The 25,711-nt window shown below is 61.7% G+C and carries 25 protein-coding genes; 9 read left to right on the plus strand and 16 right to left on the minus strand.

The features are described 5' to 3' along the window. The first annotated feature begins 54 nt into the window (after positions 1-54). Together A7K61_RS16780 and A7K61_RS16785 are read left to right on the plus strand one after the other, a co-directional pair. Positions 55-861, plus strand: a complete 807-nt coding sequence (locus tag A7K61_RS16780) for a gamma-carboxygeranoyl-CoA hydratase (protein ID WP_044274658.1) — start codon at positions 55-57, stop codon at positions 859-861. Continuing rightward, positions 858-2,783 (plus strand): acetyl/propionyl/methylcrotonyl-CoA carboxylase subunit alpha, encoded by a 1,926-nt coding sequence (locus tag A7K61_RS16785; RefSeq protein ID WP_069557962.1) that lies wholly within the window; start codon positions 858-860, stop codon positions 2,781-2,783. The genes A7K61_RS16780 and A7K61_RS16785 overlap by 4 nt, the downstream gene beginning before the upstream one ends. On the opposite strand, the gene A7K61_RS16790 is transcribed toward A7K61_RS16785, so the two are convergent. Then, positions 2,780-3,415, minus strand: a complete 636-nt coding sequence (locus tag A7K61_RS16790) for a LexA family transcriptional regulator (protein ID WP_044274660.1) — start codon at positions 3,413-3,415, stop codon at positions 2,780-2,782. The genes A7K61_RS16785 and A7K61_RS16790 overlap by 4 nt on opposite strands. Before the next feature lie 187 nt (positions 3,416-3,602). Between A7K61_RS16790 and A7K61_RS16795 the strand changes: the two genes are divergently transcribed. After that, positions 3,603-3,896, plus strand: a complete 294-nt coding sequence (locus A7K61_RS16795; RefSeq protein ID WP_044274680.1) for a DUF6124 family protein — start codon at positions 3,603-3,605, stop codon at positions 3,894-3,896. Between the two features lie 465 nt (positions 3,897-4,361). Continuing rightward, entirely contained in the window at positions 4,362-5,513 is a 1,152-nt protein-coding gene (locus A7K61_RS16800) for a M14-type cytosolic carboxypeptidase (RefSeq protein WP_069557963.1), read from the plus strand. Positions 5,514-5,565: 52 nt separating this feature from the next. Here the strand turns inward: A7K61_RS16800 and A7K61_RS16805 are convergent, their stop codons facing one another. From A7K61_RS16805 to A7K61_RS16825, 5 genes are all read right to left on the minus strand, one after another. Then, entirely contained in the window at positions 5,566-6,105 is a 540-nt protein-coding gene (locus A7K61_RS16805) for a cytochrome b (RefSeq protein ID WP_032896571.1), read from the minus strand. After that, entirely contained in the window at positions 6,102-7,184 is a 1,083-nt protein-coding gene (locus A7K61_RS16810; RefSeq protein WP_047711186.1) for a catalase family peroxidase, read from the minus strand. The genes A7K61_RS16805 and A7K61_RS16810 overlap by 4 nt, the downstream gene beginning before the upstream one ends. Before the next feature lie 119 nt (positions 7,185-7,303). Next, positions 7,304-8,068 carry an enoyl-CoA hydratase-related protein gene (locus A7K61_RS16815; RefSeq protein WP_047711187.1) on the minus strand — a complete coding sequence of 255 codons (765 nt, stop codon included), beginning with the start codon at positions 8,066-8,068 and terminating at the stop codon, positions 7,304-7,306. A 47-nt stretch (positions 8,069-8,115) separates the two neighbouring features. Beyond that, entirely contained in the window at positions 8,116-9,402 is a 1,287-nt protein-coding gene (locus A7K61_RS16820; RefSeq protein WP_069557964.1) for a hypothetical protein, read from the minus strand. Next, positions 9,395-11,002: an amino acid adenylation domain-containing protein gene (locus A7K61_RS16825; RefSeq protein ID WP_069557965.1), complete on the minus strand. Its 1,608-nt coding sequence runs from the start codon at positions 11,000-11,002 to the stop codon at positions 9,395-9,397. Before A7K61_RS16825 ends, A7K61_RS16820 begins: the two co-directional genes overlap by 8 nt. 196 nt (positions 11,003-11,198) lie before the next feature. On the opposite strand from A7K61_RS16825, the gene A7K61_RS16830 reads away from it, so the two are divergent. Next, positions 11,199-11,705, plus strand: a complete 507-nt coding sequence (locus A7K61_RS16830; protein ID WP_069557966.1) for an RNA polymerase sigma factor — start codon at positions 11,199-11,201, stop codon at positions 11,703-11,705. Next, positions 11,702-12,439, plus strand: coding sequence for an anti-sigma factor (locus A7K61_RS16835; protein ID WP_069557967.1), 738 nt, complete (start codon positions 11,702-11,704; stop codon positions 12,437-12,439). The genes A7K61_RS16830 and A7K61_RS16835 overlap by 4 nt, the downstream gene beginning before the upstream one ends. On the opposite strand, the gene A7K61_RS16840 is transcribed toward A7K61_RS16835, so the two are convergent. From A7K61_RS16840 to A7K61_RS16870, 7 genes are all read right to left on the minus strand, one after another. Continuing rightward, positions 12,436-13,356 carry a spore coat U domain-containing protein gene (locus A7K61_RS16840; RefSeq protein WP_069557978.1) on the minus strand — a complete coding sequence of 307 codons (921 nt, stop codon included), beginning with the start codon at positions 13,354-13,356 and terminating at the stop codon, positions 12,436-12,438. The two genes, A7K61_RS16835 and A7K61_RS16840, sit on opposite strands and share 4 nt — an antisense overlap. 77 nt (positions 13,357-13,433) lie before the next feature. After that, the gene (locus tag A7K61_RS16845; RefSeq protein ID WP_069557979.1) at positions 13,434-15,782 is read right to left on the minus strand and encodes a fimbria/pilus outer membrane usher protein; all 2,349 of its coding nucleotides are present in this window, start codon (positions 15,780-15,782) and stop codon (positions 13,434-13,436) included. A gap of 72 nt (positions 15,783-15,854) precedes the next feature. Then, positions 15,855-16,643 carry a molecular chaperone gene (locus tag A7K61_RS16850; protein WP_032896553.1) on the minus strand — a complete coding sequence of 263 codons (789 nt, stop codon included), beginning with the start codon at positions 16,641-16,643 and terminating at the stop codon, positions 15,855-15,857. A 26-nt stretch (positions 16,644-16,669) separates the two neighbouring features. Beyond that, the gene (locus tag A7K61_RS16855) at positions 16,670-17,158 is read right to left on the minus strand and encodes a spore coat U domain-containing protein (protein WP_032896551.1); all 489 of its coding nucleotides are present in this window, start codon (positions 17,156-17,158) and stop codon (positions 16,670-16,672) included. Between the two features lie 2 nt (positions 17,159-17,160). Beyond that, positions 17,161-17,703 carry a spore coat protein U domain-containing protein gene (locus tag A7K61_RS16860; protein WP_003192220.1) on the minus strand — a complete coding sequence of 181 codons (543 nt, stop codon included), beginning with the start codon at positions 17,701-17,703 and terminating at the stop codon, positions 17,161-17,163. 18 nt (positions 17,704-17,721) lie between these two features. Beyond that, on the minus strand, positions 17,722-18,267 hold the full coding sequence (locus A7K61_RS16865; RefSeq protein WP_069557968.1) for a spore coat protein U domain-containing protein: 546 nt from the start codon (positions 18,265-18,267) through the stop codon (positions 17,722-17,724). Then, the gene (locus tag A7K61_RS16870) at positions 18,261-18,752 is read right to left on the minus strand and encodes a spore coat U domain-containing protein (RefSeq protein ID WP_169918422.1); all 492 of its coding nucleotides are present in this window, start codon (positions 18,750-18,752) and stop codon (positions 18,261-18,263) included. The genes A7K61_RS16865 and A7K61_RS16870 overlap by 7 nt, the downstream gene beginning before the upstream one ends. 190 nt (positions 18,753-18,942) lie before the next feature. Here A7K61_RS16870 and zapE point away from each other — a divergent pair, with 190 nt between their 5' ends. After that, positions 18,943-20,037 (plus strand): cell division protein ZapE, encoded by a 1,095-nt coding sequence (gene zapE, locus A7K61_RS16875; protein WP_069557969.1) that lies wholly within the window; start codon positions 18,943-18,945, stop codon positions 20,035-20,037. A 37-nt stretch (positions 20,038-20,074) separates the two neighbouring features. Next, positions 20,075-21,373, plus strand: coding sequence for a protein kinase (locus A7K61_RS16880; protein WP_069557970.1), 1,299 nt, complete (start codon positions 20,075-20,077; stop codon positions 21,371-21,373). Between the two features lie 124 nt (positions 21,374-21,497). Here the strand turns inward: A7K61_RS16880 and A7K61_RS16885 are convergent, their stop codons facing one another. After that, positions 21,498-22,202 (minus strand): YebC/PmpR family DNA-binding transcriptional regulator, encoded by a 705-nt coding sequence (locus A7K61_RS16885; RefSeq protein ID WP_044274673.1) that lies wholly within the window; start codon positions 22,200-22,202, stop codon positions 21,498-21,500. Between the two features lie 109 nt (positions 22,203-22,311). Next, entirely contained in the window at positions 22,312-23,637 is a 1,326-nt protein-coding gene (locus A7K61_RS16890) for an MFS transporter (protein WP_069557971.1), read from the minus strand. 258 nt (positions 23,638-23,895) lie between these two features. On the opposite strand from A7K61_RS16890, the gene A7K61_RS16895 reads away from it, so the two are divergent. Continuing rightward, on the plus strand, positions 23,896-24,786 hold the full coding sequence (locus tag A7K61_RS16895; RefSeq protein WP_032896540.1) for a LysR substrate-binding domain-containing protein: 891 nt from the start codon (positions 23,896-23,898) through the stop codon (positions 24,784-24,786). Here A7K61_RS16895 and A7K61_RS16900 read toward each other — a convergent pair. Beyond that, positions 24,762-25,616 (minus strand): LysR substrate-binding domain-containing protein, encoded by an 855-nt coding sequence (locus A7K61_RS16900; protein ID WP_047711196.1) that lies wholly within the window; start codon positions 25,614-25,616, stop codon positions 24,762-24,764. The two genes, A7K61_RS16895 and A7K61_RS16900, sit on opposite strands and share 25 nt — an antisense overlap. Positions 25,617-25,711: the final 95 nt, after the last annotated feature.

Genomic DNA, 25,711 nt, shown 5'->3' on the forward strand with positions numbered 1-25,711 from the left:
TCGCGAGCAAGCTCGCTCCTACAGGAGGCCTCTCATTATCATGGAGCTCCTTGCATGAGCGACTTCAACACCCTCGAACTGATCACCGACCGCCGTGGCTTTGCCACGCTGTGGCTCAGCCGTGAAGCCAAGAACAACGCGTTCAACGCCCAGATGATCCGCGAGCTGATCCTGGCCCTTGACCGCGTACAAGGCGACCCGTCCCTGCGTTTCCTGGTACTGCGCGGGCGTGGCAAGCACTTCAGCGCCGGTGCCGACCTGGCCTGGATGCAGCAATCGGCCGAGCTGGACTACCACACCAACCTGGACGACGCCCGGGAACTGGCAGAGCTGATGTACAACCTGTCCAAGCTGAAAATCCCCACGCTGGCGGTGGTACAAGGCGCCGCCTACGGTGGCGCGCTGGGCCTGATCAGTTGTTGTGACATGGCCATCGGCGCCGATGATGCGCAGTTCTGCCTGTCGGAAGTGCGTATCGGCCTGGCACCGGCGGTGATCAGCCCGTTCGTGGTGCAGGCCATCGGCGAACGCGCTGCCCGTCGCTATGCACTGACGGCCGAGCGGTTCGGCGGCCAACGCGCACGGGAGATCGGCTTGCTGGCGGAAAGTTATCCGGCCGAGACTCTGGATCAACAGGTGGACCAGTGGGTCGCCAACCTGCTGCAAAACAGCCCGGCGGCCATGCGTGCCAGTAAGGATTTATTGCGTGAAGTGGGCAACGGTGCCCTCACCCCCGCGCTGCGCCGCTATTGCGAAAACGCCATTGCGCGCATTCGGGTGAGCGCCGAGGGCCAGGAAGGTTTGCGCGCGTTTCTGCAAAAGCGTGCGCCAAGTTGGCAAGACCAGGAGCCGCGCTCATGAGCACACTCACCACCGTTCTGGTGGCCAACCGTGGCGAGATCGCCTGCCGGGTCATGCGCACCGCCAAGGCCATGGGGTTGACCACCGTAGCCGTGCACAGCGCCATCGACCGCGATGCCCGCCATAGCCGTGAAGCCGATATCCGCGTCGACCTGGGCGGCAGCAAAGCCACCGACAGTTACCTGCAAATCGACAAACTGATTGCCGCCGCCCACGCCAGCGGCGCCCAGGCGATTCACCCCGGCTACGGCTTCCTTTCAGAAAACGCCGGCTTTGCCCGGGCCATCGAGGCGGCAGGCCTGATCTTCCTCGGCCCGCCCGCCTCGGCCATCGACGCCATGGGCAGCAAATCCGCGGCCAAGGCCCTGATGGAAACGGCTGGCGTACCCCTTGTGCCGGGTTATCACGGCGAGGCCCAGGACCTGGAGACCTTCCGCGCCGCCTGTGAACGTATCGGCTACCCGGTGCTGCTCAAGGCCACGGCGGGCGGCGGTGGCAAGGGCATGAAGGTGGTCGAGGATGTCAGCCAATTGGCCGAAGCCCTGGCTTCCGCCCAGCGTGAGGCGTTGTCGTCCTTCGGCAACGGGCAGATGCTGGTGGAGAAATACCTGCTCAAGCCGCGGCATGTGGAGATCCAGGTGTTTGCCGACCAGCATGGCCATTGCCTGTACCTCAATGAACGCGACTGCTCGATCCAGCGGCGCCATCAAAAGGTCGTGGAAGAAGCCCCGGCGCCCGGCTTGAGTGTGGAGCAGCGCAAGGCCATGGGCGAAGCAGCCGTGCGCGCTGCCCAGGCCATCGGATATGTCGGCGCGGGCACGGTGGAGTTTTTGCTGGATGCCCGTGGCGAGTTTTTCTTCATGGAGATGAACACGCGGCTGCAAGTCGAGCACCCGGTGACCGAAGCGATTACCGGCCTCGACCTGGTGGCCTGGCAGATTCGGGTGGCCCAGGGCGAGGCGCTGCCGATCACGCAAGAGCAGGTCGCGTTGAACGGTCATGCGATTGAAGTGCGGCTGTATGCCGAAGACCCGGCCAATGACTTTCTGCCGGCCACCGGGCACCTGGCGCTGTACCGCGAGTGCCGCCCTGGCGCTGGGCGCCGCGTGGACAGCGGCGTCGAGCAAGGCGACAGCGTGTCGCCCTTCTACGACCCGATGCTCGGCAAGTTGATTGCCTGGGGCGAAGACCGCGAACAGGCGCGCCTGCGCTTATTGAGCATGCTGGATGAGTTTGCAGTCGGCGGGCTCAAGACCAACCTGGGCTTTTTGCGCCGCATCATCGGGCACCCTGCGTTTGCCGCGGCCGAGTTGGACACCGGGTTTATTCCGCGCTATCAGGATGAGCTGTTGCCGACGCCAGGGGCCTTGAACGATGAGTTCTGGCAGGCGGCGGGCGCGGCGTTTATGCAGAGCTTGCCGGTGGGTGATGGGCCTTGGGCAAATAACCAGGGCTTTCGTGCGGGCTTGCCTGCCGAGGTGTCGCTGCACCTGAGCTGCAATGGACAGGATCGGCTGATGACACTGGCCGGCCACTCAGCGCAGTTATGCGGCGAACAATTGCTGACTGAACACCAGGGCGTGCGCCGTGCCCATCTGGCGGTGCGCAATGAAGGCAGCCTGTACCTGCGTTGGGACGGTGAGATGCATGCCGTCAGCCTGTTCGACCCGATTGCGGCGGTCGAGGCTAATCAATCTCATCAGGGCGGCCTCACTGCCCCCATGAACGGCAGCATTGTGCGAGTACTCGTAGAAGTGGGTCAAACCGTTGAGGCTGGTACTCAACTGGTGGTACTCGAAGCCATGAAGATGGAACACAGCATCCGTGCGCCCCACGCCGGTGTGGTCAAGGCGCTGTTCTGCCAGGAAGGTGAAATGGTGGCCGAAGGCAGCGCGTTGGTGGAGCTTGAAACGGCCGACTAGAACTTCGCCGTGGCCTGCACCACCACACCCAGGAGGCGACAGCCGTCGGTAAGCAACACCTTGGGGTAAGTGGGATTGAGCGGCACCAGGTAGTGCTGGCCGCTCTCTTCCTGCAATTGGCGAAAGGTGGCGTGGGGGTTACCGGCCCATTGGGCCACCACCAGTTTGCCGGGCTCGGGCGGTATGGCCGGGTCAACCAGGATCATCATGCCAGCCGCAATGCTCATGCCCGTGGGCGCAGTCATGGCGTCCCCTGTCACCGGCAACCAGAATGCCTCACCTTGAGCGTGGTAATCGGTCAATTCGTAGCGCTCGGTTCTATAAGGTGCCCGCTCTTCACGCAGCTCGCAGGCCTGCTTCCAGTCGCTGACCGGGTAGCGGAAATACGGGTTGTAGTGCGCTTGCAGTTCAGGCGCTTGCGTGGCCCGTTCACGAATCTCCAGCGCCACCTCCAAATACCCCAACCCCAGTTCGGCCAGTACGCGGTTCATGTCCGCCAGGCTCGGCACACGGCGTTTATTGAGCCAATGGCCGATGCCGCCCTGGGACATGCCCAGGCGCTGCGCCAGTTCATCCTGCGTGACCTTGCGGTCTTTCATGTTGGCTTTGACCAACGCTATCCAGTTATCCATGGCGCATCACAATACGGCGCCCATTTTTGCGGGCAATAAACAGTTTGTAGTAATCCATAAAACGACAGGAATACGATACGTACTATCATCAAGCCCAAGGATTTCGACACCCACCGGAGTACTGCCGCTTATGACGACCCGCACGCACCCAACGCCCGAAACATCCGAACTGACTGAAGTAAACGACATGTGCAGCAGTGGCGCGGCCCAGCGCGCACTGGACTACTACTTGAAAGAAAATCGGTCGACGCCGGCCTCGGACGGGGCCATGTTCGCGATCAAACCCGAAGTGAGCCAGGAGGAAGCCCTGATACACGCCTCGGACTTGTTGCGCAGTGCAGCGGCTACCGCCTACGAATCGGCGTGCAGCCATCAAGGCAACCAGCGTGATCTGGCGTTTTCGGTGGTGTATTTGATCGATATGGCGAAAGCGATGGTGGAGCGGTCGTTGCAGGCGCCAGGGGCGGCGGCAAACGCGTAGCAGGCACGAAAGAAAAATATTTCTATCCCATGGATAAAAACATTTGACTTGCAAATGATAATGATTATTATTGGGCTCAGCTGATCGCGAGATCAGTCGATAGACCAAGAGACCTTAGGTCGGACTCTTGGAATATCTCCTCATCAGGCTAATCACGGTTTTTGACCCGGCTCTTTGGCCGGGTCTTTTTTTTGCCAGTTTCCCTGGCGTGGCTTCAGGCTAATGAAGACTGTGTGTTGCTTGATGGCGCGCATGGTAGCAAAAGACTATCGCTCAAAGAAAGTCGTCCGAACGCTCTAGCCCGTATATCTGCGAATTAGCGCTTGAGAATCAATCTCATAGACTCTAAGCTGCCGCGGCGTCACGGATGACGCCCCCTCCCCCTGCAACAATTTTTGCATCCAGGTTTTACCGAACCCCTGTGTAAGATAGCCGCCACATCACTCATATTCAGGCAACCAGACTATGACCGTGGCCTTGACCTCCATCAAGATCAGCACCGACTTCGACAGCGGCAACATCCAGGTCCTGGATGCCAGTGACGCCTATCAGTTGTTGCTGGCAATCAAACCCGACACCCGCAGCGATCACTACCAATGGTTCCACTTCAAGGCCGAAGGCATGCATGTGGGGCACACCCATACCTTTCGCTTGAGCAACGCCGGGCGCTCGTCTTACAAAAATGCCTGGAGCGGCTACAACGCCGTGGCGTCCTACGACCATATCAACTGGTTCCGGGTACCGACGCGCTTTGATGGCGAGATCCTGCACATCACCCTCCAGACCCGGCAAAAGTACGTCTGGTTTGCCTACTTCGAACCCTACAGCCGTGAACGCCATGACTGGTTGATCGAGCAAGCTCTGAAGTACGCCGGGGTCACCCTGCTGGCCACCGGCAAGAGCGCTGAAGGCCGCGATATCCAACTGCTGCGCCGTGGCAAAGGGATCGAAGGCCGGCGCAAGGTGTGGATCATCGCCCAGCAGCACCCCGGCGAACACATGGCCGAATGGTTTATGGAGGGCGTGATTGAGCGCCTGCAAAAGGACGGCGACGACGAACTGAAAAAACTGCTGGCCGTCGCTGATCTGTATCTGGTTCCGAACATGAACCCGGACGGCGCCTTCCATGGCCACCTGCGCACCAATGCCATGGGCCAGGACCTCAACCGCGCCTGGCAAAGCGCCAGCCAGGAACTCAGCCCCGAAGTCCTGTTCGTCCAGCAACAGATGGAAAAATACGGCGTGGATATGTTCCTCGACATCCACGGCGATGAAGAAATCCCCTACGTGTTCACCGCCGGCTGCGAAGGCAACCCGGGCTACACCCCGCGTATCGAAGCTTTGGAAAAACACTTCCGCAGCCATTTGAGCCACCTGACCCGGGACTTCCAGACCACCCACGGCTACACCCGCGACCTGCCCGGCCAAGCCAACATGACCCTGGCCTGCAACGCGGTGGGAGAAAAGTACGACTGCCTGTCCCTGACCCTGGAAATGCCCTTCAAGGACAACGACGACGCCCCCAACCTGCGAACTGGCTGGTCAGGCGATCGTTCGAAACAGTTGGGCAAGGACGTGTTGAGCAGCGTCGCTGATATCGTCGAGCGTTTGCGCTAACCCCTGTGACAAGCTCTTTGTGGCGAGCGAGCTCGCTCGCCACAAAAAGCGGTCAATCCTTACTGCCGGTCATGCTTTGCAAGACGCCGTCGCGGCGGATCAGACCGTGGAACAACGCGGCCGCCAGATGCACCAGCACAGTGAGAAACAGTAGATAGGCTAAATAACCGTGAGCCTTGCGCAACAACGCAAACAACGGCGCATTCGCCCCCACCAGCGCGGGCAGTTGCAGGTTACTGCTGAGCATCACCGGGTCACCGGCCGCTGAAATCATCGCCCAACCCAGCAGCGGCAACACCAGCATCAAGGCGTACAACAGCACATGGGAAGCCTTGGCTGCCAGCCTTTGCCACACCGGCAAATCCGCTGGCAACGGCGGCTGGCGCGTCGAGAAACGTACCGCCAGGCGCACGATCACCAGCGCCAGAATCGCAATGCCCAGCGGCTTGTGCAGGTGGATCAGCCACTCATGACGCTCCGACACTGACGCCGCCAAGCCCGCACCGATAAACAGCATGGCGATGATCATCAACGCCATCAGCCAGTGCAGCACGCGCGCCAGGGGCGCAAAGAACCGTGGTTGAGCATTCATGGCTTCGACTCCTGAGGGGCGCTGTGCAACGGGCTGACTTCACCGGCCCGGCGCAGGTACGAACTGGCATACGCGGCCGAACGTGCGGCCAGCAAGGGGTCGTTGGAGGCTTGGATACCACTGGGCAGAATCAGCGGGTCAAAGTTGATATCGCGGCAATCGCCGTCTGCCTGGGGCTGGCTGCTTTGCAGCACAAGGGTGCCAGCGTTGAGCACCTTGTGTGCGCCGCTCCAGGTTTTGCTCGCGTCATCCAATGGGTCGCCTGGGTTGGCCAGGGTCATGTTCAACTGCCAACGCAACGGCCCGGCAGCCAGGCGTCGTACCAAATCCTGCTCCAGGAAGTCACTGCCCGCAGGGGCGGTATCACCCGCCGCGTCCTGGCTCTCGGGCATCACCTCCCAACGCACGGCCTGGCGTGTGCCATCGGCAGCCACCAGGTAAAACGCGTTGATGCCGTTATAGGTTTCAGTCGCGTAACTGGCCGATGGCTTGGCGGTCTTGACCCAGGCCAGGAACGGCGCGGTCTCGGGGTGTGCGGCAAAAAACGCCGGCATGCTCGAGGGGTTCGGCTTGCCCGTGGCCGGGTCTGGCGCACCGGCCTTGAGCAACTGGTAGAACGCCTCGGGCGTGCCCACCGGGAACACCGGCATGCTGTTCATCCCTGTACGCCATTGCTGGCCGTTGGCCTGGCTGAATTGCACGGCAAAGCTGCGAATCGGCACACTGCTGTCCGGCGCGTAGGGGTTGCCGCTGGGCAAGGCAAAGCGGCCAATGATCGGGGTCTTGGCCTCGCTGAACACCTGGGCACTGGAATACGCACGGGCCTCGGTACTGCTCTGGAAATACCCCGCCACGCACACGCCCTTGGCATGGTTACGGCGAAAGCCCGGATGCACGCCGTTATTGGTTTCCAGGGCATTGACCAAGGTCTTTGGCCGCAGACGTTGTGGGTCGAGCGTGCCATTGACGTAGGCAAATGCCCCTACCACCACCGCCACTACGCCCCCAATACACGCCAGCCTGACCAGCAGGCTGGCGGTACTAAGAGGCGGACGCGGCGGTAAAGAGTGATCAACCATAAAAAACTCCAGGGCCAGTGGCCGCAGGGGAAAAGTGTTATGAGACGAATCTCACGTAGGCTTATTCCCCGTTGACTGTAGTTTTTTTGTAGTAGACGCGCTGGTAGATCCACTCCGTTCTAGCGCTGGTTAAACAATGGCTGTCGTTTGCGAAGAAACGCCTGCATGCCTTCTTGCTGATCAGGCGTGGCGAACAGGCCATGAAACAACCTACGCTCCTGACGCACACCTTCGTGCAAGCCGACCTCCAGGGATTGCTCCACCGCCTGTCGTGCTGCGCGGGTGGCCGTTCGAGAAAAGGAGGCAATTTGTGCCGCCACTGCCAGTACTTCATCCAGTAAGTTCGCGGCCGGGTAAACGCGAGACACCAACCCCGCCTGCTCGGCTTCCTGGGCGGTCATTGGCCGCCCCGTCAATACCAGGTCCATCGTCTTGGCCTTGCCAATCAACCCTGTCAAACGTTGGGTCGCCCCCATCCCCGGAATAACCCCCAGCTTGATTTCTGGTTGGGCAAAAGTGGCGGTATCAGCGGCGAATATCATGTCGCACATCATCGCCAGTTCGCAGCCGCCGCCATACGCATAGCCTGTCACTGCGGCAATCGTGGGGGTGCGTAAACGGGTGAAACCTTCCCAGCCGGCGAAGTAGTCTTCGTTGAGCATGTCCAGATAGGATTTGCCGCTCATTTCTTTGATATCGGCCCCTGCCGCAAAAAACTCGCGGGTTCCCGTAATCACCACACACCCGACCCCAAGGTCTTGGTCCACTGCAGCCAAATGGCCGATCAACGCCTTCATCATCGCCGAACTCAGCGCATTCTTGGCTTCAGGGCGGTTGAGCTTGATCAGGACCACGCGGTCATGACGTTCCATTAAAACATTCATAGGCATCTCCAACGATTTGATTGATATCGCTCACACTTCAGGCTGTCTCAGGAATCCCAGATGGCACCCTGGGCGGGTATTCCGCGCGCTTCCAACTCTTGCACCACGCGTTGAGTCAACGCCTGGTTGGCAATACAAATCACCGCTTCGGCACCGCACGCTTGCACCGCGCCATAGGCCAACTGCACCAGGTCAGGCTTACCGCGCTCATCGGTGTCCCAGATCACTGCATGTGGCTGGGCCCGCAGAATCTCCTCCACCAGTTCATCGCCGTAGGTCTTCCTCGGGCTACGCGTGGACCAGATCAATTGAATAGGTACCTTCGCTGCGAGCAAATGCGGCATGACAGGCCCAATCCCGCTGCCTGTGGCGATGTACACCACAGACCTGAACAGGGTTTCTACATTGGCAACGCCGGCGGTGGTAATGCCCTTGACCCATACATAGCGGGGCAAGTCCTCGATAAACTCCCCGGTCCAATCGCCTGCGCGGGAAATGATCAGGCGAAACCCCGCCTCGCCTGGCGCGCAAATATTGGCAAAGGAGTGCCATTCCAACAGCGGGCTGCGGCTGATTGCGCTGGATGAACCGGCGAATGGCGAGGTGTGGCTCAAGCGCGTAATCACGGCATGTGTGGAAGGCCGCGTGTGTTCAACGGCAACCTTGCGCAGCCGCAACCAGGGCAGCAGGATGCTCAGGGTCAGCAGGACCAGCATCCAGAACGAAAGGCTGTGCAACAGGTTCGATGTGGTCGATAACGTTTGCCACCAGAACAACAGCAACGCGCTCCAACCGGCAAACCGATGAACCCGTTCAAACCCGTTGTGAAAGCGGCTTCGAATACGTGGTTGAGCCATAACCACCATGAACAGCAACACGCTGAGCAGCAACACGCTGACCCCGAGCGAACCTGCCGAAACACTGTCCGGTTGCTGCAGATACTGCGTGACCTGCACACCGACCAAGCCCGCAAACCATCCCGTGGCCGCCAAGGCTGCGCCGCTGTGCAGCCCGCCGAAGTGGTACACCTTGGCTGCGCTTCGCCGCACACCGAGCGGCCATGTACGCGGTATCCGCGTCGCCAGCCAAAACAGGCCATTGATCAGGTATTGCTGGCGAATCAGGATGGCGATCGACAGGTTAATCAGCACCATGTCCGACAGCGTCTGCACCGCAATGGCTTGCAGGTCCAGAGCCAACAGCACAAACACAGCGTTGCCAATCAAAACCCCTGAAGCCAGGCGGTGGTAATAAGAAAACATCGGCAGTGAAGCCCAGCGTCGCCAAAGCGCTGGCTTGGGCGGCACAACGGTACGGGTCAGCGCATCAATCATGACCAGGCTCCTGGGTCAAAACCGCTTGCGCCGCCACCTGCGACTCTCGGGCCACTTGCAGCAACAGTGCCTTGTCGATCTTGCCCCTGGCGGTCAGGGGAAAATCCTCCACCGCGTAGATGAACTGCGGCACGCAGTAGTAGGCCAGGCGCTGTTGACAGGCCAACCGGCAAGCCTCTATGTCAGCGTTGGCTGGGGAGACAAAGGCCACCAACGTACGATTGTCCAGCTTCAACGTGACCGCGCGCATGCAGTTCGCACCGGCCTCCAAAGCGGCCGACACCGCGTCCAGCTCTACGCGAAAACCGCGAACCTTCACCTGGTCATCCACACGACCTAAATGTTCGAGTCGGCCGTCAGCTACCCAGCGCCCAAGGTCTCGCGTACGAAACATCACCGCATCGCCGCCGCGAAAGGGATCCGGTCGGTACCGGTCCAACGTCAATGCCTTGTTGTTCAGATAGCCCGCCGTTACCCCCGTACCACCGGCCCACATCTCACCCATCTCGCCTATCGCGCAGGCACGCCCCTGGTAATCGAGCACATAGACGGTGTTGTTCGGTGTTGGCCTGCCGATAGTCAACGGCGTGCCTGGTACGTGCAGGTGCAAGGTGTTAACGATGGTGGTTTCGGTGGGCCCGCACCCGTTGTAGAACGTACAGTGTTCGGCCCAACGGTCTGCAAGCGCTTGGGAACAGGCCTCTCCGGCCACCGCAACGTACTTGAGGTCGGGACATTGCAAAGGGTCCAGGGTGGCCAGTATCGATGGCGTTGCGATCAACACGTTGCACTGGGCCGCTGTCTGCGCGATATCTTTGCCGCGAATCAGTAAGGTCGCGCCATGCGCCAGGCAACCGAGTATTTCCCAGGCGGCCATATCAAAGCCGATATTGAGAATCTGCCCAACAGTGCGCCCCGGCGCCATTCCCATCTGCCCAGGTTGGGTCAACAGAATGTTGCACACGTTGCGGTGGCTGACACACACGCCGTTGGGACGCCCAGTGGTTCCGGAAGTAAACAGCACAAAGCACAGGCCATCGGGACTGACCTCGGCGGACACGCCATCATTGTTCTCAGCCACCCAAGGGGTTTGCGCAATGAACGTGTCCAGACACAAGCAGCGGGAGGCCGCGTCTGCCGGAATGTGCTCCAGCAAGTTCGACAACGTCAGAATGACCGGACTGGACAACGACTCCAGAACCATGCCCAACTGCAGGGTAGGCACGATTCTGGCGTCCTGTGGCACATACGCGGCCCCCACCTTCAACACCGCCAGAAGCCCGACCAGCATGGGAATCGAACGTTCGACGAACAACCCCACCGTGTCACCCCGCTTCACACCCTTTGCAAGCAGGTACACAGCCAAACGGTTGGCTTGTCGGTTGAGCTGTTCATAGCTGATACGTTGGCCCGCGCACACCGCCGCTGTGGCGTGTGGCGCCAACTTCGCTTGTGCTTCGATGGCGTGGTGTACGTTGGCGTAGGCGGTCAGCGCTGAAGGGCCGCATCCCCATTGCTCAAATAGAACTCGCTGCGCGGCAGGCAAATGAGCCAGCGAGGCGTTGGAAAAAAACTGTTTAACGCTCGGTGAATACGTCATGAGCACCCTCTCTCTGTTGGCCTGCCGGCTGAATACCGACAGATACAAGGGTGGATAGAGGACGCCGCACGAGATTACAGACTCTCAAGCTATGCAGAAGCTTCCCACTCATACCTGGGGAAGTTTCTTTGCACAGTTCATGGAATAACCTACACAGACCGACGTCTACCTCAACACAAGTGAGTAGACTCATCCCATGCATGAACTCGACGAACAGTTACGTGAACTCATCCCCAGGTTGCGGCGTTTTGCCGTGTCCCTGACGCGCAACAGCAGCAGCGCCGATGACCTGGTGCAATCGACCCTGGAGCGCGCCATCGTTGCCTGGGCCGATAAACGTATCGAGGGCGACCTGCGTGCGTGGCTGTTTTCGATCCTGTACCGCCAGTTCCTCGACGCCCACCGCCGCAGCCGTCGCTATGCGCGCATGCTCGAATTTTTCACCGGTCGAGATGACGAGCAACCTTCGGTGGAACGCACGGTGCTGGCCCAATCCACCCTGCAAGCCTTCGACCAACTGAACACCGAACAGCGCGCCCTGCTGCTGTGGGTGTCTGTCGAAGGCTTGAGCTACAAGGAGGTGGCCGAGATCCTCAAGGTGCCCATCGGTACCGTGATGTCACGCCTGTCCCGCGCGCGCCAAGCGTTGCGTCAACTCAGCGATGGCGAAATGACCGGCCCTTCCCTGCGGAGACTCAAATGATCAGCCTGCCCCCCAGCGAACGCGATTTACACGCCTACGTCGATCACCAATTGCTGGACAGCGATCGCCGTGTGCTTGAAACCTGGCTGGCCAGCCACCCCGAAGTGGCGGCCCAGGTACAGGCCTGGCAACAGGATGCACAGTTGCTGCGTGCGTCGCTGAGCGGCGCCCTGCAACAGCCGCACAACCCGGCATTGGACCCGGCGCTGATTCGCCAGCGCATCAAGAAACAGTCCCGTCGGCACTTGGCCACGGCGGCGTTGTTGCTGATCGCCGTGAGCCTCGGCGGGTTTGGCGGTTGGCACGCCCGCGAAGCCACCCAGCCGCCGCTGCTGCCGATGACCGACGCCATGCAGGCCTACCGCCTGTTTGCCCAGGACGGCATCATGCCCGCCGACTACAACGCCCAGGACCGTGGCACCATGCAGGCCTGGCTCGACCGTTATTTCAACCAGGCCCATCGCCTGCCCGACCTCAGCCAAGCCGGCTTCAAGCCGGTCAGCGGGCGCCTGCTCACCACCGACCAAGGCGCGGCAGCCATGGTGCTGTACCAGGACGCCCAAGGCCGGCGCATCAGCTTCTATATCCGCCCGCCGGGCCCGAACAACGGTTTCCTGCCTCGCGGCAGCCGCAGTGCCGATGGCTTGCAGGCCGACTACTGGTCGGGCGGGGGCTACAACTATGCGATGGTCAGCCCGGTGGATCAGGCCGCCGCGCTGCAGACGCAGTTCTAGAAACCAACATCCAGCACCACATTGTCCAGATAGGTGCCGGCCGGTGGCGTGGGCTGGTCGGTGTAGACCTTGGCGTTGTAGTTGAACACCTGGCTACCGACGCCCAAGCCGTTGCCAGGGTTGACCTCGGCCGTGGAACTGGCCCGCCGCGCCGTGCCGACACTGCCCCAACGCGTGGTGCCGGCGCTTTGGAAAATGTCATAGGCCAGGTAGTTGCTGCCGGAAATCATGCGCCGCCGACCACCGACACTCACCGGGTTCTGGCCATCGCTCAAGCCCACGGTATAGGCGCTGCCCTTGGTGCAGGCGATGTTGATGGTCTGCCCGGTCACCGCAGTAAACCCACTGACCACCGGCGCGCTGCCAAAGCTGATATTCGGGGCGGTGATCTGGCAGTCGTTGGTCACGGTCATGCTGACGGTCAGGGACGCCGTGCCGCTGCCAGTGTCACGTCCCAGGCAGGCGCCGCCAATGCCGACTCCCGAGCAATAGTTCCAGTTCCACGCGATGCTCAATGTCTCGGTGTACACCCCGGCAGCGACGTTGCTGCCGGTGATGCTGCTCAGGTACAGCGGCACGGTTTTCGCGCCGGGCCCAGTGACCAGGCCAATGCTCTGGGCGATGCCGCCAGCGCCGCCGAAATCGAACTGCGCACCACGGGTGATGGGATAACTGGTGCTGTTGTTGCCGTAAATCGTGTAGCCGATCACATCACCGGTCGGCCCGACCATGCCGCTTTGGGTGGAGGTGATCGTGGCGTAAAAGTGGTCAGTGGGTACCAGCAACGAAATCAATGCCGGGGTGCAACTCAAGCCCGAGTTTGTCGTAGAGCTGGTTTGCGCGGCGGTACGCACCGTCATCGAACTGATCGAACCAAAACTGGCCGGCACGGTGGACACCACCGAACACGCCGCCATGGCCTGCCCGCAAAACAACACACCTACGCCATACAACCCTACGCTGCCCCTCACCTGAACACTCCCTGTTCAATCCCTCATTGGCACACTAACGGCCCGATCAAGGGCACATCCTGTTGCTGCTCATCAATATCGAAGGTTGCCTGGCAAGTGCGGCCCTCTCCCAAAGTGACCTGCAAGGTGTTGTGGGCGCTGAGGTTTTCCAGATACACCAGGCCATCCCAGCCGACCACCGCCTGAGTGTTGCTTTGCTCGTGCATTACCAGGCTGCCCAGCGCCAATTCCTGGTGCTGGCGGTCCACCAGGGTGATGCTTGCGGCGAGCACCCGGCGCAGGGGGAATTCCAGCAAGTAACCACTGCCCCGGCGTACCGACACGCGCTGTTCCACATTGGGGCTTTGCACATTCGCCGGCAGGTTCAACGGGTCGATCTCGTATTTGCCGCGGTAATAGGCACTGCTCCACGGCACCAGCAAATGGCCGTTGCGGTCAGTCTGGCCCACCAGTTGGTTTTCGTAACGCACCGGAATCCCGGCGAAACCCTGGGTGCTCACCACCACAAACGCGTCATTGATACGGTTAGCGGCAAAGGTTTCGCCGCCCATCCATACCAGCGAGCCGCTGGCGTCCGCCCAACGCGTCATGGCCTCGCTGCTGCCGTACACACCAGCCTGCAACTGCACCGACTGCAAGCGCCAGGTCAGGTCGGCTTGCCGATAGCTGGGGGCATCGCCCTGGGCATAGCCGAGGTTGTAGCCCACCCCGCCTTCGCTGGGCACCGCGCGGCTGTAGTTGATGCGCTGGCGACTGGCGCCGTCCTTGCTGCGCTCGGCGCTCAAGGCCAGGCTGGCGTTGAGGTCGAACGGGATGACCAGTTGCGCCTGCATGGCCCAGTTGCTGTCACCGATTTCGCGATTGGCCGACAGATAAAAGCTGGTGTTGCGCCACAACGGTTTGCTCCAGCTCAGGTTAAGCAGGTGCGTGCGCGAGTCGTCCGCGGCCTGCACGTCGAAATAGCCCAAGCCCAGGCTGCCGAAACGTTGGAGATTGAGGCTCAGGGTCACCTGCTCGCTGCGCTTGCTGAGGCTGGCGTAAGGGGTATCGACCAGGGTCAGGTCGGCATAGTCGTCGCGGCGCTCCACCCGTTGGTACATAAAGCTGTAGCGCGTGCTGTTGTACTGGTAACCGAGGCTCAGTTGCTGGCCCGTGCGGCTGTCGAACTGGCTCTGGCTGAGGGCGGTATTGAGCACGCCGAAGTTGCCCAGGCGCAGGTTACCGCCGAGCCCGCCGAGGGTCAGGTCGCTGGAGGCTTCGGCGTGGCTCTCCAGGGTCAGGTTATCGGAATATCCATAGCGGAACGTGCCACTGGCCACGCCCGGGCCGTAGCCGAAATCCCGCAGGGTGTAGTCACGGCGCAAGGTACCGGCGGCCAGCGAAAAATCCGTCAAGCCTTGTTGCAGCAAGGTGCTGGTGACGTAGAACGGTACCGTGGTCGACACCTGGCGGCCCAGGGCATCGGTGGTGACCACCACGGCCTCGCCGGCACCGTTGATGAACGGGATGTTGGTCAAGGTGTAGGGGCCGGGTTGCAGTTGCGCGGTGTCTGATTTGTAGCCGTTGATAAACAGATCCACCGACGACGGCACCGCCGCCTCACCGGCAAACTGCGGCAAGGGGTACGTGACCAGGTCGGGGCGTACGGCAAAATCCCGGGACAGTTGCACCCCGCCCAGGCGCACCGAGCTACTCCAGGGCAGCGCGCCGCTGATCACGTCGCCAGCCTCGTAGGTCAGCAGGCGTTCATCATCGGAAAAGCGCCAGGTGGTGTCGTAACGCCGATAACCATTGTTGAGGGTGCCGCCGCTGATTCCATCGGACAGGGTCTGGCGCAGTTGCCCGGTGGTGGACAAGGTGCCCCAGGTGTCGAACAGCCGCACTTCGTTCCAGGCCGCGAGGTAACTGCCGCCGTCGTCGGTGTCATTGAAATACACGTCATAGTTGAGCAAGGCGCCGAAGCTGCTCATGGCCTGGGTGCGCGGATAGGTATTGCGGTTGCCGATGAACTGTTCCTGCAACCACGAGGGCGGCACATCCAGCAACAGGCGCTGGCCGTTGCTGTCGTAGTCGCTGTGCAGGCCCGGCACTTGGTCCAGGGCTACGCTGCCGACCGGCTCACCGGGCAGTTTCATGCCCACGTCCTGCAACGCACTGGCCGGCACAAACAGCTGGCCAGCGCGCTGCTCGACCGCAATGACGCGTCCGGTGTCCATCTGGTTGACCACCAGTTCCAGAAACAGCTGTGCATTGGCAACTGCCTCCATGCTGCCGGGCGGCGGCGGCAAGTCGCCTGCCATCGCTGCGCCCCACAGCCCGCTTGCTACTGCCACCGACGGCCATAAAACCCGAGCCCAACCACGACTCACCATGGCGTTGTGTCCTTCAATGGACATCTCCATCCTGTTAAAACCCGGGCGCGTGCCCGTTGCGCTACATAACGGCTATCGCTTGGGCGCCAGGCTCTCCAGTTGCGGCGCGCCGTTGACCCGCACCTGCAACGGCTGGTCGGCCGATACGGCGTCCGGCACCGGCCAACGCATGCTCGCGCCCGGCAGCACATAGCCGAGCAAACCGTCCACCAACGGCCGCGTCTGCCCGCCCTGTTTGAATGACGCATCGGTGAGCCGCGCATGCACGGCGCCCTGGTTGCGCACCTCGATGTAGTTGCGCCCTGCCACGTTGACCTTTTGCCAGCTCAACTGCGGCTTGCCCGCGCCCTTGGGGTCGCGCTGGCGGGTAGCGTCGTCCTTGCTCCACAAGCCGGCGCCGTAGGCAAACAACGGCACCGAATAACGCATCTGGAAGCGAATCGCCGCCGCTGTGTTCTTGCCCTCCGGCGGCGTGGGCACCTGCAGCGCCGAGGGGATTTCGTCAATGATGATGCGATAGGCCAACTCCTGCCCCGGCGGCACTTCCCGGGTGCGGGTCAGGCGCACCAGTTGCTTCTGGCCCGGCTCGATCTTGGCCACCGGCGGGCTGCCGATCACATCGCGCTGGTTCTGGTACTGCTCGTCAAAGCCATTCTGGCTCCAGGCAAACACGCGGATCTGCAGGTTGGCGGTCTCGGTGCCACGGTTCTCCAGCCACAGCGCGCTGGCCTGTTGGTCGGCCTCCAGCACCGGGTCGATGGGCCAGATCAGCACCGAACTGGCCGCCTGTCCAAACCCCGCCGTACACAACGCCCCCAAGGCGAAACCCGCGGTCCATAACCGTCGCAAAGCACACCCCATAACACCCCTCCTTAAAACCGTTAGCCCTACCACGTCAGCTGCACCTGCAGCGTGTCGCTGTACGTCCCCCCAGGCTGATTGCCCGGTAAAACCACCCGCCCGTAAATCGGCAGGCTGATGTTGCTCGCATCGCTGTACGTCACGCTGACGCTCTGGCTGATACCCAGGCTCTGGCTGAACGCCGCATCGCGAAACAATTGGTATGCCACTCGCGCGCTGCCACTGTTGAGCTGCAAGTTGCGCCCAGTGCTGCTGTGCAGGCCGCCATCGACGCTCATGCTCAGGGCCACGCCCGGCGTGCATTGCAGGGTTACACCGCCAGTGAGGGCCGCCGTCACCGTGCTGGTGGCCAGGGCCGAATAGCTGCCGTAGGCCAACGTGCCGTAGTTGGAGCCGCCGCCCACGATCAGGCAACCTGGCGTGATGGTCGCGCTCACCTGGAAGCTCTGGTTGACCACCGCCGACAGCGGCAACGGCATCGCCAGGCCGACGGCGAGCAACACCCTGGGCCACATCGTTAGAACGTCAGTTCCACGGCCACCGTGTCGGTGTAGGTGCCCGCTGGCAGCCCCGCTTTGCCCACCGCCCGGCCGTAAAGGTTGACGGTCTGTGCCACGCCGGTACTGGTGGCAAGTGTCACCACGCCGTCAATCGCCAACAGCGCTGACCGCCCACTGTCGGTGTAAAAATCGTAGGGCACGAAGTTACCCACGCCATCGGCCAACGCTCGGGTGCCACCGGGGGAAGCGCCATCGTGGGCGCCGGCACGCACCTTGATCGTTGGCGCGGTGCCAGCCGAACACAGGATCGACAACGCCCCGCCGGTACCGGTGCCGCCGAGCAACTGGGCGTCGGCATTGGTAAACAGGCTGTTGGTGGTGCCGAAATTCAAGCTACCGAAATTCAGCCCGGTGGCCGCGCCAGAGCCGTTGACCTGGCAACTGGCGATCAAGGTCAGGCTGGAACTGATCTGCCCGGTCACCGTGGTCGCCGCGTTCAGGCTGGACGCCAGCCCCAGGCCCAGGGCACAGAGGCCGATTCGCGATACAAGTACATGCATGATATCCATCCTCATGGTTTACCAATCCAGAGTCACCGTCAGGGTGTCTGTGTAGATGCCGGCCGGTAGGGCCCTGGTATTCGCCACCACGGAGCCGAATACCGGGATTGGTACCTGGGTGCCCTGGGTCACGACGAAATTGCGTTGCTGGCCGATGCGGTAGGCACTGCGCCCCTGGGGGTCAGCCGAGAGTCGATAGGGAATGGTCTGGCGGCCATTGCTCAGGCGCCGTGTGGTGCCGTCGCCGTTGGCGCCGCCGTCGATGGTCACCGTGAAACTGCTGACCACCGAGGGGTTGCAGGACACCGACAGCGGCGCCTTGTCGCCATCGGAAATCGCCGCGTCCAAGGTCTCGTTCCAGGTCGGCCCCTGGCTGCCAAAGTCCAACAGCGCGGTGCCGCCCTCGGGGGTGACCGGCGCGGTTTCCACGCCCTTGCTCACTTCGCAACTGGCGGTGATCACCAACCGCGCGTGGACCTGGCCGTTGACCACCGCCGCCTGCACGTCATCCGCCAGCAACAGCAGGCCGCCCAGGGCCGTCACGGCCAGGTAGCGGCTTACCATGTGACCGTGACCTTGAGCAGGTCGGAATAACGGCCGACGGCGGGGATGTCCTTGAGCGGTTCGATGCGCCCATACAGCGGCAGGTCTACAGAGCCGGTGTCTGGCACGCGGCCACTGACGGGCACGTCCACCGGCAAGGGGATCAGCCGCGCGGCGTCGGCATAGATTCGATAGGGAATGGGCCGGCTGGAGGGTGCCGGATTGGCGAGATAACGCACTTCGCCGACGCCGCCATGCAGGCCACCGTCAACGCGCACCTGATAAGGCGTGTCGGGGTTACATTCCAGGCGCGGCTGGCGCTGGCTGATCAGGGCCGCACTCAGGGGGCCGGCCGGGTCATCCAGACGCGGGCCGCTGCCGAAATCCAATACGCCAAGTTGCTCGATGCCCGCACTGCGGGTGGTGCCCACCAACTGGCAACCCCGCTGCACGTCGATACGCACCTCTACTTGGAGTTGCGCAGCAAAAGCCGTGTTGCAGAGCATCGTGCCCATGACTGCCAATACCGCCGGTCCCTTCACAGCCCCAATTCCTTATACAGGGGTAACAACTGTGTATGAGGTTAGCCAGTTAACCCGAAAGTGCCAGTTTGCAAGGCTTGGGGTCCTTCGCTATTGGTCAAATGGTTTCGAGCGTCTTACAGTGAGCGACCACCGTAATACAGAGTGTTTATTCTTGGCCGTGCTTGCCCTGCTCCAGCGCCTGCTGGGTAAAAAAACCGACGCCTCGGACGCCTCACTTATTCCGACGTATTTTCAGAAAAAAGCCGAACAACAGGGCTATACCCTCAGTGATGGGCAAATCCGGGCGATTAGCGCCCTGAATCGCGAGGCCCAGCACCTGCTCAACGGCCAGGCCACGCGCAGCCTGTACCTGCATGGCCCGGTGGGGCGTGGCAAAAGCTGGCTGCTGGACGGCTTTTTCCAGGCACTGCCCATCGCCCAAAAGCAGCGCGTGCATTTCCACACCTTCTTCGCCCGGCTGCACCAGGGCATGTTCCTGCACCGCGAGCATGACGATGCCCTGGGCGTCACGCTGGACGAGCTGCTGGCCGGCTGCCGAGTGCTGTGTTTCGACGAATTCCATGTGCACGATATCGGCGATGCGATGCTCATCAGCCGTTTGTTCAAGGCCCTGTTCCAGCGCGGCGTGCTGGTGCTGGTGACTTCCAACTACCCGCCGGAAGGATTGCTGCCCAACCCGCTGTACCACGAGCGCTTCAAACCGGTGATCGAACTGATCGCCGCGCGCATGGACGTGCTGGAAGTCAGTGCGCCCCAGGACTTTCGCAGCCTGGCCCAGACCCACGCGCAACAGCGCTTCACGGGCGGCCAGTACGTCTGGCCAGGTACGGCTGGCCAGCGTGAAAGCCTGGGCCTGCCTGCCACAGATTGCCCGGCGCACACCCTGAAGGTCGGCACTCGGCAGTTAAAGTGCCGAGGCCATCAGGCGCGAACCATCACGTTCACCTTCAACGACCTGTGCGAACAACTCACGGCGGTCATGGACTACCTGTTGCTGTGCCAGGACTTCGACCACTGGATCATCGACGGCCTGCCGCAGTTGGCCGAATGCCCTATCGCCGTGCAGCAGCGCTTTATCAACCTGGTAGACGTGCTCTACGACCAGGACAAGCAACTGACGCTGATCGGCCACCAGCCCCTGGATACATGCCTGGAAGGCCAGGCCATCGACCTCGCCCGCACCGCCAGTCGCCTGCGCCAATTGCACACCCTGTGCCCGCAAACCGCGCCCGAGCCGCTATCATGAGCGCCTTTTACGCCCTCTTCCGAGCACCGCGCCCTGCATGAATACCCTCGCCCAACTCATGGCTGGCCAATTGGCCGGCGCTACACGCCTGGACCTGGCCTGCGGGCTGACCGAGTTCCCCCGGGAAATTTTCGATCTGGCCGACTCGCTGGAAATCCTCAACCTCACCGGCAACGCCCTGAGCAGCCTGCCCGACGACCTGCACCGCCTGACGCACCTGCGCGTGCTGTTCTGTTCGGACAACGCCTTTACCGAACTGCCGCAATGCCTGGGCCAGTGCGCCAAGCTGAGCATGATCGGCTTCAAGGCCAACCAGATCAGCCAGGTACCCGCCGCCGCCCTGCCGCCGCTGTTGCGCTGGCTGATCCTCACCGATAACTGCATCAGCCAGTTGCCCGATGAGCTGGGCCAACGTCCCTTGCTGCAAAAGTTGATGCTGGCCGGTAACCAGTTGACCGACCTGCCGCCAAGCCTGGCCCAATGCCAAAACCTGGAGTTGATCCGCATCGCCTCCAACCGCCTCACCCAACTGCCGCAATGGCTGCTGTCCCTGCCGAGCCTGACCTGGCTGGCCTACGCCGGCAACCCGGTGGAAATGGCCGTGCAGGTAAGCAGTGATGAGGCGACGCCGAACATTGCCTGGCAGGAACTGGAAATGGGCGAAGTCCTGGGCGAAGGTGCCTCGGGGATCATTCGCAAGGCGCTGTGGAAACCCCGGGCGTTGCCGGTTGCGGTCAAGCTGTACAAAGGCACCATCACCAGCGACGGTTCACCGCTGCATGAAATGCAAGCCTGCATCGCCGCCGGGCTGCACCCCAACCTGATCAAGGTTGAAGGACGCGTCATCGGCCACCCCGACAACCAGGCCGCCCTGGTGATGGACCTGATCGACCCGAGTTACCGCAACCTCGCGGCCCTGCCGAGCCTGGCGTCGTGCACGCGGGATGTCTACGCACCCACCACCCGTTTCAGCCTGGAGGTGGCACTGCGCATGGCACGGGGCATCGCTTCGGTGGCGGCGCACCTGCATCGCCAAGGCATTACCCATGGTGACCTGTATGGCCACAATATTTTGTGGAACGCAGAGGGTGATTGCTTGCTGGGAGACTTTGGCGCGGCGTCCTTCCATGCCACGGCGGACACGTTGGAAACCCGTGCGCTGCAGCGTATTGAAGTGCGCGCGTTCGGGGTGTTGCTGGGGGAGTTGTTGGAGCGGGCTGAGGCCAGTGACGAAAGCTTGCAGGCACTGCAACAACGCTGCTGCCAGCCGGATGTGCTGGCGCGGCCGGGCTTTGAAGCAATTGAGGTCTTGCTCGAATCTATGCAACACCACTAAACCAATGTGGGAGCGGGCTTGCTCGCGAATGCGGTGGAACACAGCCAATACATCTGTTGACTGTCACACCGCATTCGCGAGCAAGCCCGCTCCCACAGGTTGACCGCGTGTACTCAGATAAACATCAGCCCGCCAGGCCGACAAACATATCCTGCACATCATCATGGTTGTCCAGGCCTTCCAGGAACGCCTCGACTTCTGCCATCTGCTCATCGGTCAAACCGCTGACCGGGTTCTTGGAGATATAACCCAGCTTGGCCGACAGCACGGTGAAGCCCTGCTCCGGCAAGGCCTTCTGCACGGCATCCAGGTCGGTGGTTTCGGTGATGAACAAGGTGGCGCCTTCTTCACCCTCTTCAAAGTCTTGGGCGCCTGCTTCGATGGCGGCCATTTCCGGATCGGCGTCCGGGGTGTCCGGCGATGCTTCGATCAGGCCGACATGGTTGAAATCCCACGCCACCGAACCGGAAGCGCCCAGTTGGCCCTTGCGGAAGGCCACGCGGATTTCCGCCACGGTGCGGTTGATGTTGTCAGTCACGCACTCGACGATCAAAGGCACCTGGTGCGGCGCGAAACCTTCGTAGGTCACGCGGTGGTATTGCACGGTTTCACCGAGCAAACCGGCGCCCTTCTTGATCGCGCGGTCCAGGGTTTCCTTGGGCATCGAGGCCTTTTTGGCCTGTTCCACCACCAGGCGCAGGTGCGCGTTGGTGGAGGTATCGGCGCCGTTGCGGGCGGCGATGGTGATTTCTTTCACCAGCTTGCCGAAAATCTTGCCCTTGGCATTGGCTGCCGCTTCTTTATGTTTGACTTTCCACTGTGCGCCCATGACTCACTCTCTTATTTCCATCGCGCCCAAACGTCTACTGGCCGGCGCTTTGGGGGCAGAGTTTATAGCGCGAGAACGCTTCGTTCCACCAAAAAACCGGCCAGGGTACTCAGGTGCGCAGGGGTTTGATCACCGCATTGCGGTCCGGCACAAAATCCCCGGCCTGGGCCAGTACGGCGGGCCTGGCATTCCAGTAGGGCATCAGCACCAGCGACGAAAACAGTGCCGCACCGGCAAACACGATAAAAACCGTGACGGTATCGAAATAGCCTGGCAGCAAACCACCCAGGATCGCCCCCACCGAACCGCAGCCGTTGACAAAGCCCGCAGCGGTAGCGCCGGCCTTGGCGGTGCCGAAGTCGATGGCCGCCGTGCTGCTGATCATCGAGTCCGGCCCATACAGCGTCAGCCCCATGACAAACAGCAAGGTCATCACCAGCGCTACACTGCCGGTGTGCAGCGCGCCCATAAACAACGCCAGGGCAACCGTCAGCGCCAACAGGCTCAGCACACAGGCGGGCATGCGCCGCGCGCCGAACAGCTTGTCGGAGGCCAGGCCGATCAACACCGGCCCGAGCAAACCGGCCAACTCAAACGCGGTGGGCACGATGGCGGCGCCGACCTTGCCCACCGACGGCATCTGCTCGTAGACGATCACCGGGCCCCACAACAGAATCGCATAGCGCGCCGGCTTGAGCAGGAAGTACGCCAGTCCCAGGGTCAATACCGTGCGATTGCGCAGGATCGCGCGCAGGGGTTCGAGTACGCTGACGCGCTGCTCGGCGGCCAACTGCTCGGCACTCAACACCGGCTCGGGTTCGACTGCCGGCAAACCCACATCCTGTGGAGTATTGCGCTGGAACATAAAGAACAGCACGGCCACCACGGCCACCACTGCGGCACTGGAAATAAATGCCGCATGCCAGCTGCCGATCAGCGTATAAGCCCACCAACCGGCAAACGGTGACGCAACCAACCCGCCAAACGCATAACACGAACTCCACAGCCCCAGCACCCGTCCCCGCTGCTGGGCCGGGAAGAAACTGCCGAGGTTCTTGCACAGCCCCGACCAGCCAGTGGACTGGGCCAAGCCCTGTATCAACATGCAGGTGACAAAGATTGGCAACGTGGCAAAGGTGCCCATCACCAGCGCCGCAGCCGCAGAAATCAGCAAGCCACCGAGCACCACCACCCGTGGCCCGAAGCGGTCGGCAAGCATGCCCCAGGTGAACTGGCCCACGGCATACGCGGCGAGGTAGAGGCCATCCAGGTTGGCCATCGTCATTTTGTCGAGGGTAAAACTCGGGTCGTCGCCAATCCCCAGCTTTGCCACCGAAAAGGCTTTGCGGGTGAAATAGAAAGCGGCGTACGCCAGCCAGGTAATCGCGAAAATCTGCACGCGCCAACGCTTGATGCTACCCATAGGGATATTCATGGTGGTTCTGACCTCAGGTGTGAGTGTGCCGGCAGAATCGAAAGAAAACGCCTGTTGTTTTTATGGTTGAGCACTGCAATACCGGGCCTTGAATAGCGCGGCATTGGTCAGATGGGTGCGGTGTGCCTGCGCCCATGATCGCCGTGGTTGTAGGACTCAACCTACGGCGACTGAGGAGCATCAAAGCAATGGCTGACTCATAGGTAAAATCGATTTATCGTATTTCAAATATAAGTTCAGCTTTTAAGAGGATGTGCCATGTCGGTTTCCCATGCCCAGCTCAAAGCCTTCCATGCGGTGGCCATTCACGGCAGTTTTACCGGGGCCGCCGAACGCCTGTTCCTGACCCAACCTGCGATTTCCGACCAGGTGCGCAAACTGGAAGAGCGCTTCGGCGTGTTGCTGTTTCACCGCAACAAGCGTTCGGTGCGCCTGACCGATCTGGGTGAACGCCTGCTGGCCATTACCCAACGCCTGTTTGTGATCGAGGCCGAAGCCGAAGAATTGCTGCAGGATTCGCGTGCCCTGCTCACCGGAACCCTCACCCTGGCGGTGGATGCGCCCGTGCACGTATTGCCGCAGATCGCGCGCTTCTGCCAACGCTACCCTGGGATCAGCGTGAAAATCGAAACCGGCAATACCGACGAGTCGCTGTCGCGTCTTTACAACTATCAGGCCGACCTGGCGCTGTTGGGGCGCGATGTCGATGATGCGCGCCTGTTGTCAGTGCCGCTGCCCGACGACCAACTGTTGGCTTTTGTCGCACGGGATCATGCCTGGGCCGGGCGCGAATCAATCTGCCTGGCCGACCTGGATGACACCCCGCTGGTACTGCGGGAAACCGGCTCGGTCACCCGCCAGACCCTGGAGCAGGAAATGCGCCAGGCCGGCCTGCGCATTCGCCCGGCCATCCAGGTGGAAGGCCGCGAAGCCGCCCGCGAAGCGGTGGTGGTCGGGATTGGCGTCGGCGTGGTGTCGGCGGCAGAGTTCGGCGCCGACGCGCGGGTGTACGCCATGCCCATCCGCGATTGCACCCAACGCATGAAAGAAACCCTGGTGTGCCTGAAAGAACAGAGTTCACGCCGCGTGGTCGCGACCTTCCTGGAGATCGTACGTGAAAGCCTTCACGCCAACTCGAAAAACGCCTGAATCAAGCGCAGCGAGCGGCGGCGCTCCATGCAGCCGAGCATGTGCTGGTTCAGCAGGCCATCGCCGAGGATCGGCACCGCCTGTACACGCGGGTCCGGGCTGACCTCCATCGACGACACCACACCCACCCCCAACTCTGCCGCCACCGCTTCGGTCACGGCTTCACGACTGTCGAGTTCCAACAGCACTTTGGGTTGCACATTCGCCGCCAGGCACGCGTCATCAAAGGTACGGCGGGTGATGGAACTGGGCTCGCGCAGCACCATGATCACCTCATGCAACTGCGCCAGTTCAATACCCTTGCGCTGCTTGGCCCACGGGTGCGCGGCCGGCACCAAGGCGCAAATCCGTGACTCGTCCAAGGGTTGCAAGTGCAGGCCATTGCGCGGTTCCACCTCGGTGAGCACCGCCACATCCGCATGTTCGGACAGCAGCGCCGCCAGAGTTTCCTGAGCATTACCCAAACGCAGATTCACGGTAATGCCGGGGTAGCGTGCGCGCAGGCTGGCGATCATCGGCATGACCAAGTGAGGGCCATCCGCCGCCACTTCCAGGCGCCCGGTGAGCAACTGGCGGTTGGCCTCCAACATGGTTTGCGCCTCGTCGACCAAGCCGAAGATAGCGCGGGTGATGGCCGCCAGGCGCGCACCTTCCTCGGTCAACTCCACCCGGCGTGCGGTGCGACGCAACAGCGGGATCTGGTAGTGCTCCTCAAGCGCCTTGATATGCCCGGTCACCGCCGGCTGGCTGATAAACAGCCGAGCCGCCGCACGGGTAAAACTGCCCTCACGGGCCACGGCATCGAATGCGCGCAGTTGAAACAGGTTCATAGCTATCGGCCTCACTGATAGCTCGCATAACAACAAACAATTTGATTGATGACAAGCCAAACTGCAATTTAGGCGCCGTAGCTTGACCCCCGACA

The organism is Pseudomonas sp. AP42 (genome assembly GCF_001728935.1).
GTDB lineage: Bacteria > Pseudomonadota > Gammaproteobacteria > Pseudomonadales > Pseudomonadaceae > Aquipseudomonas > Aquipseudomonas lactis.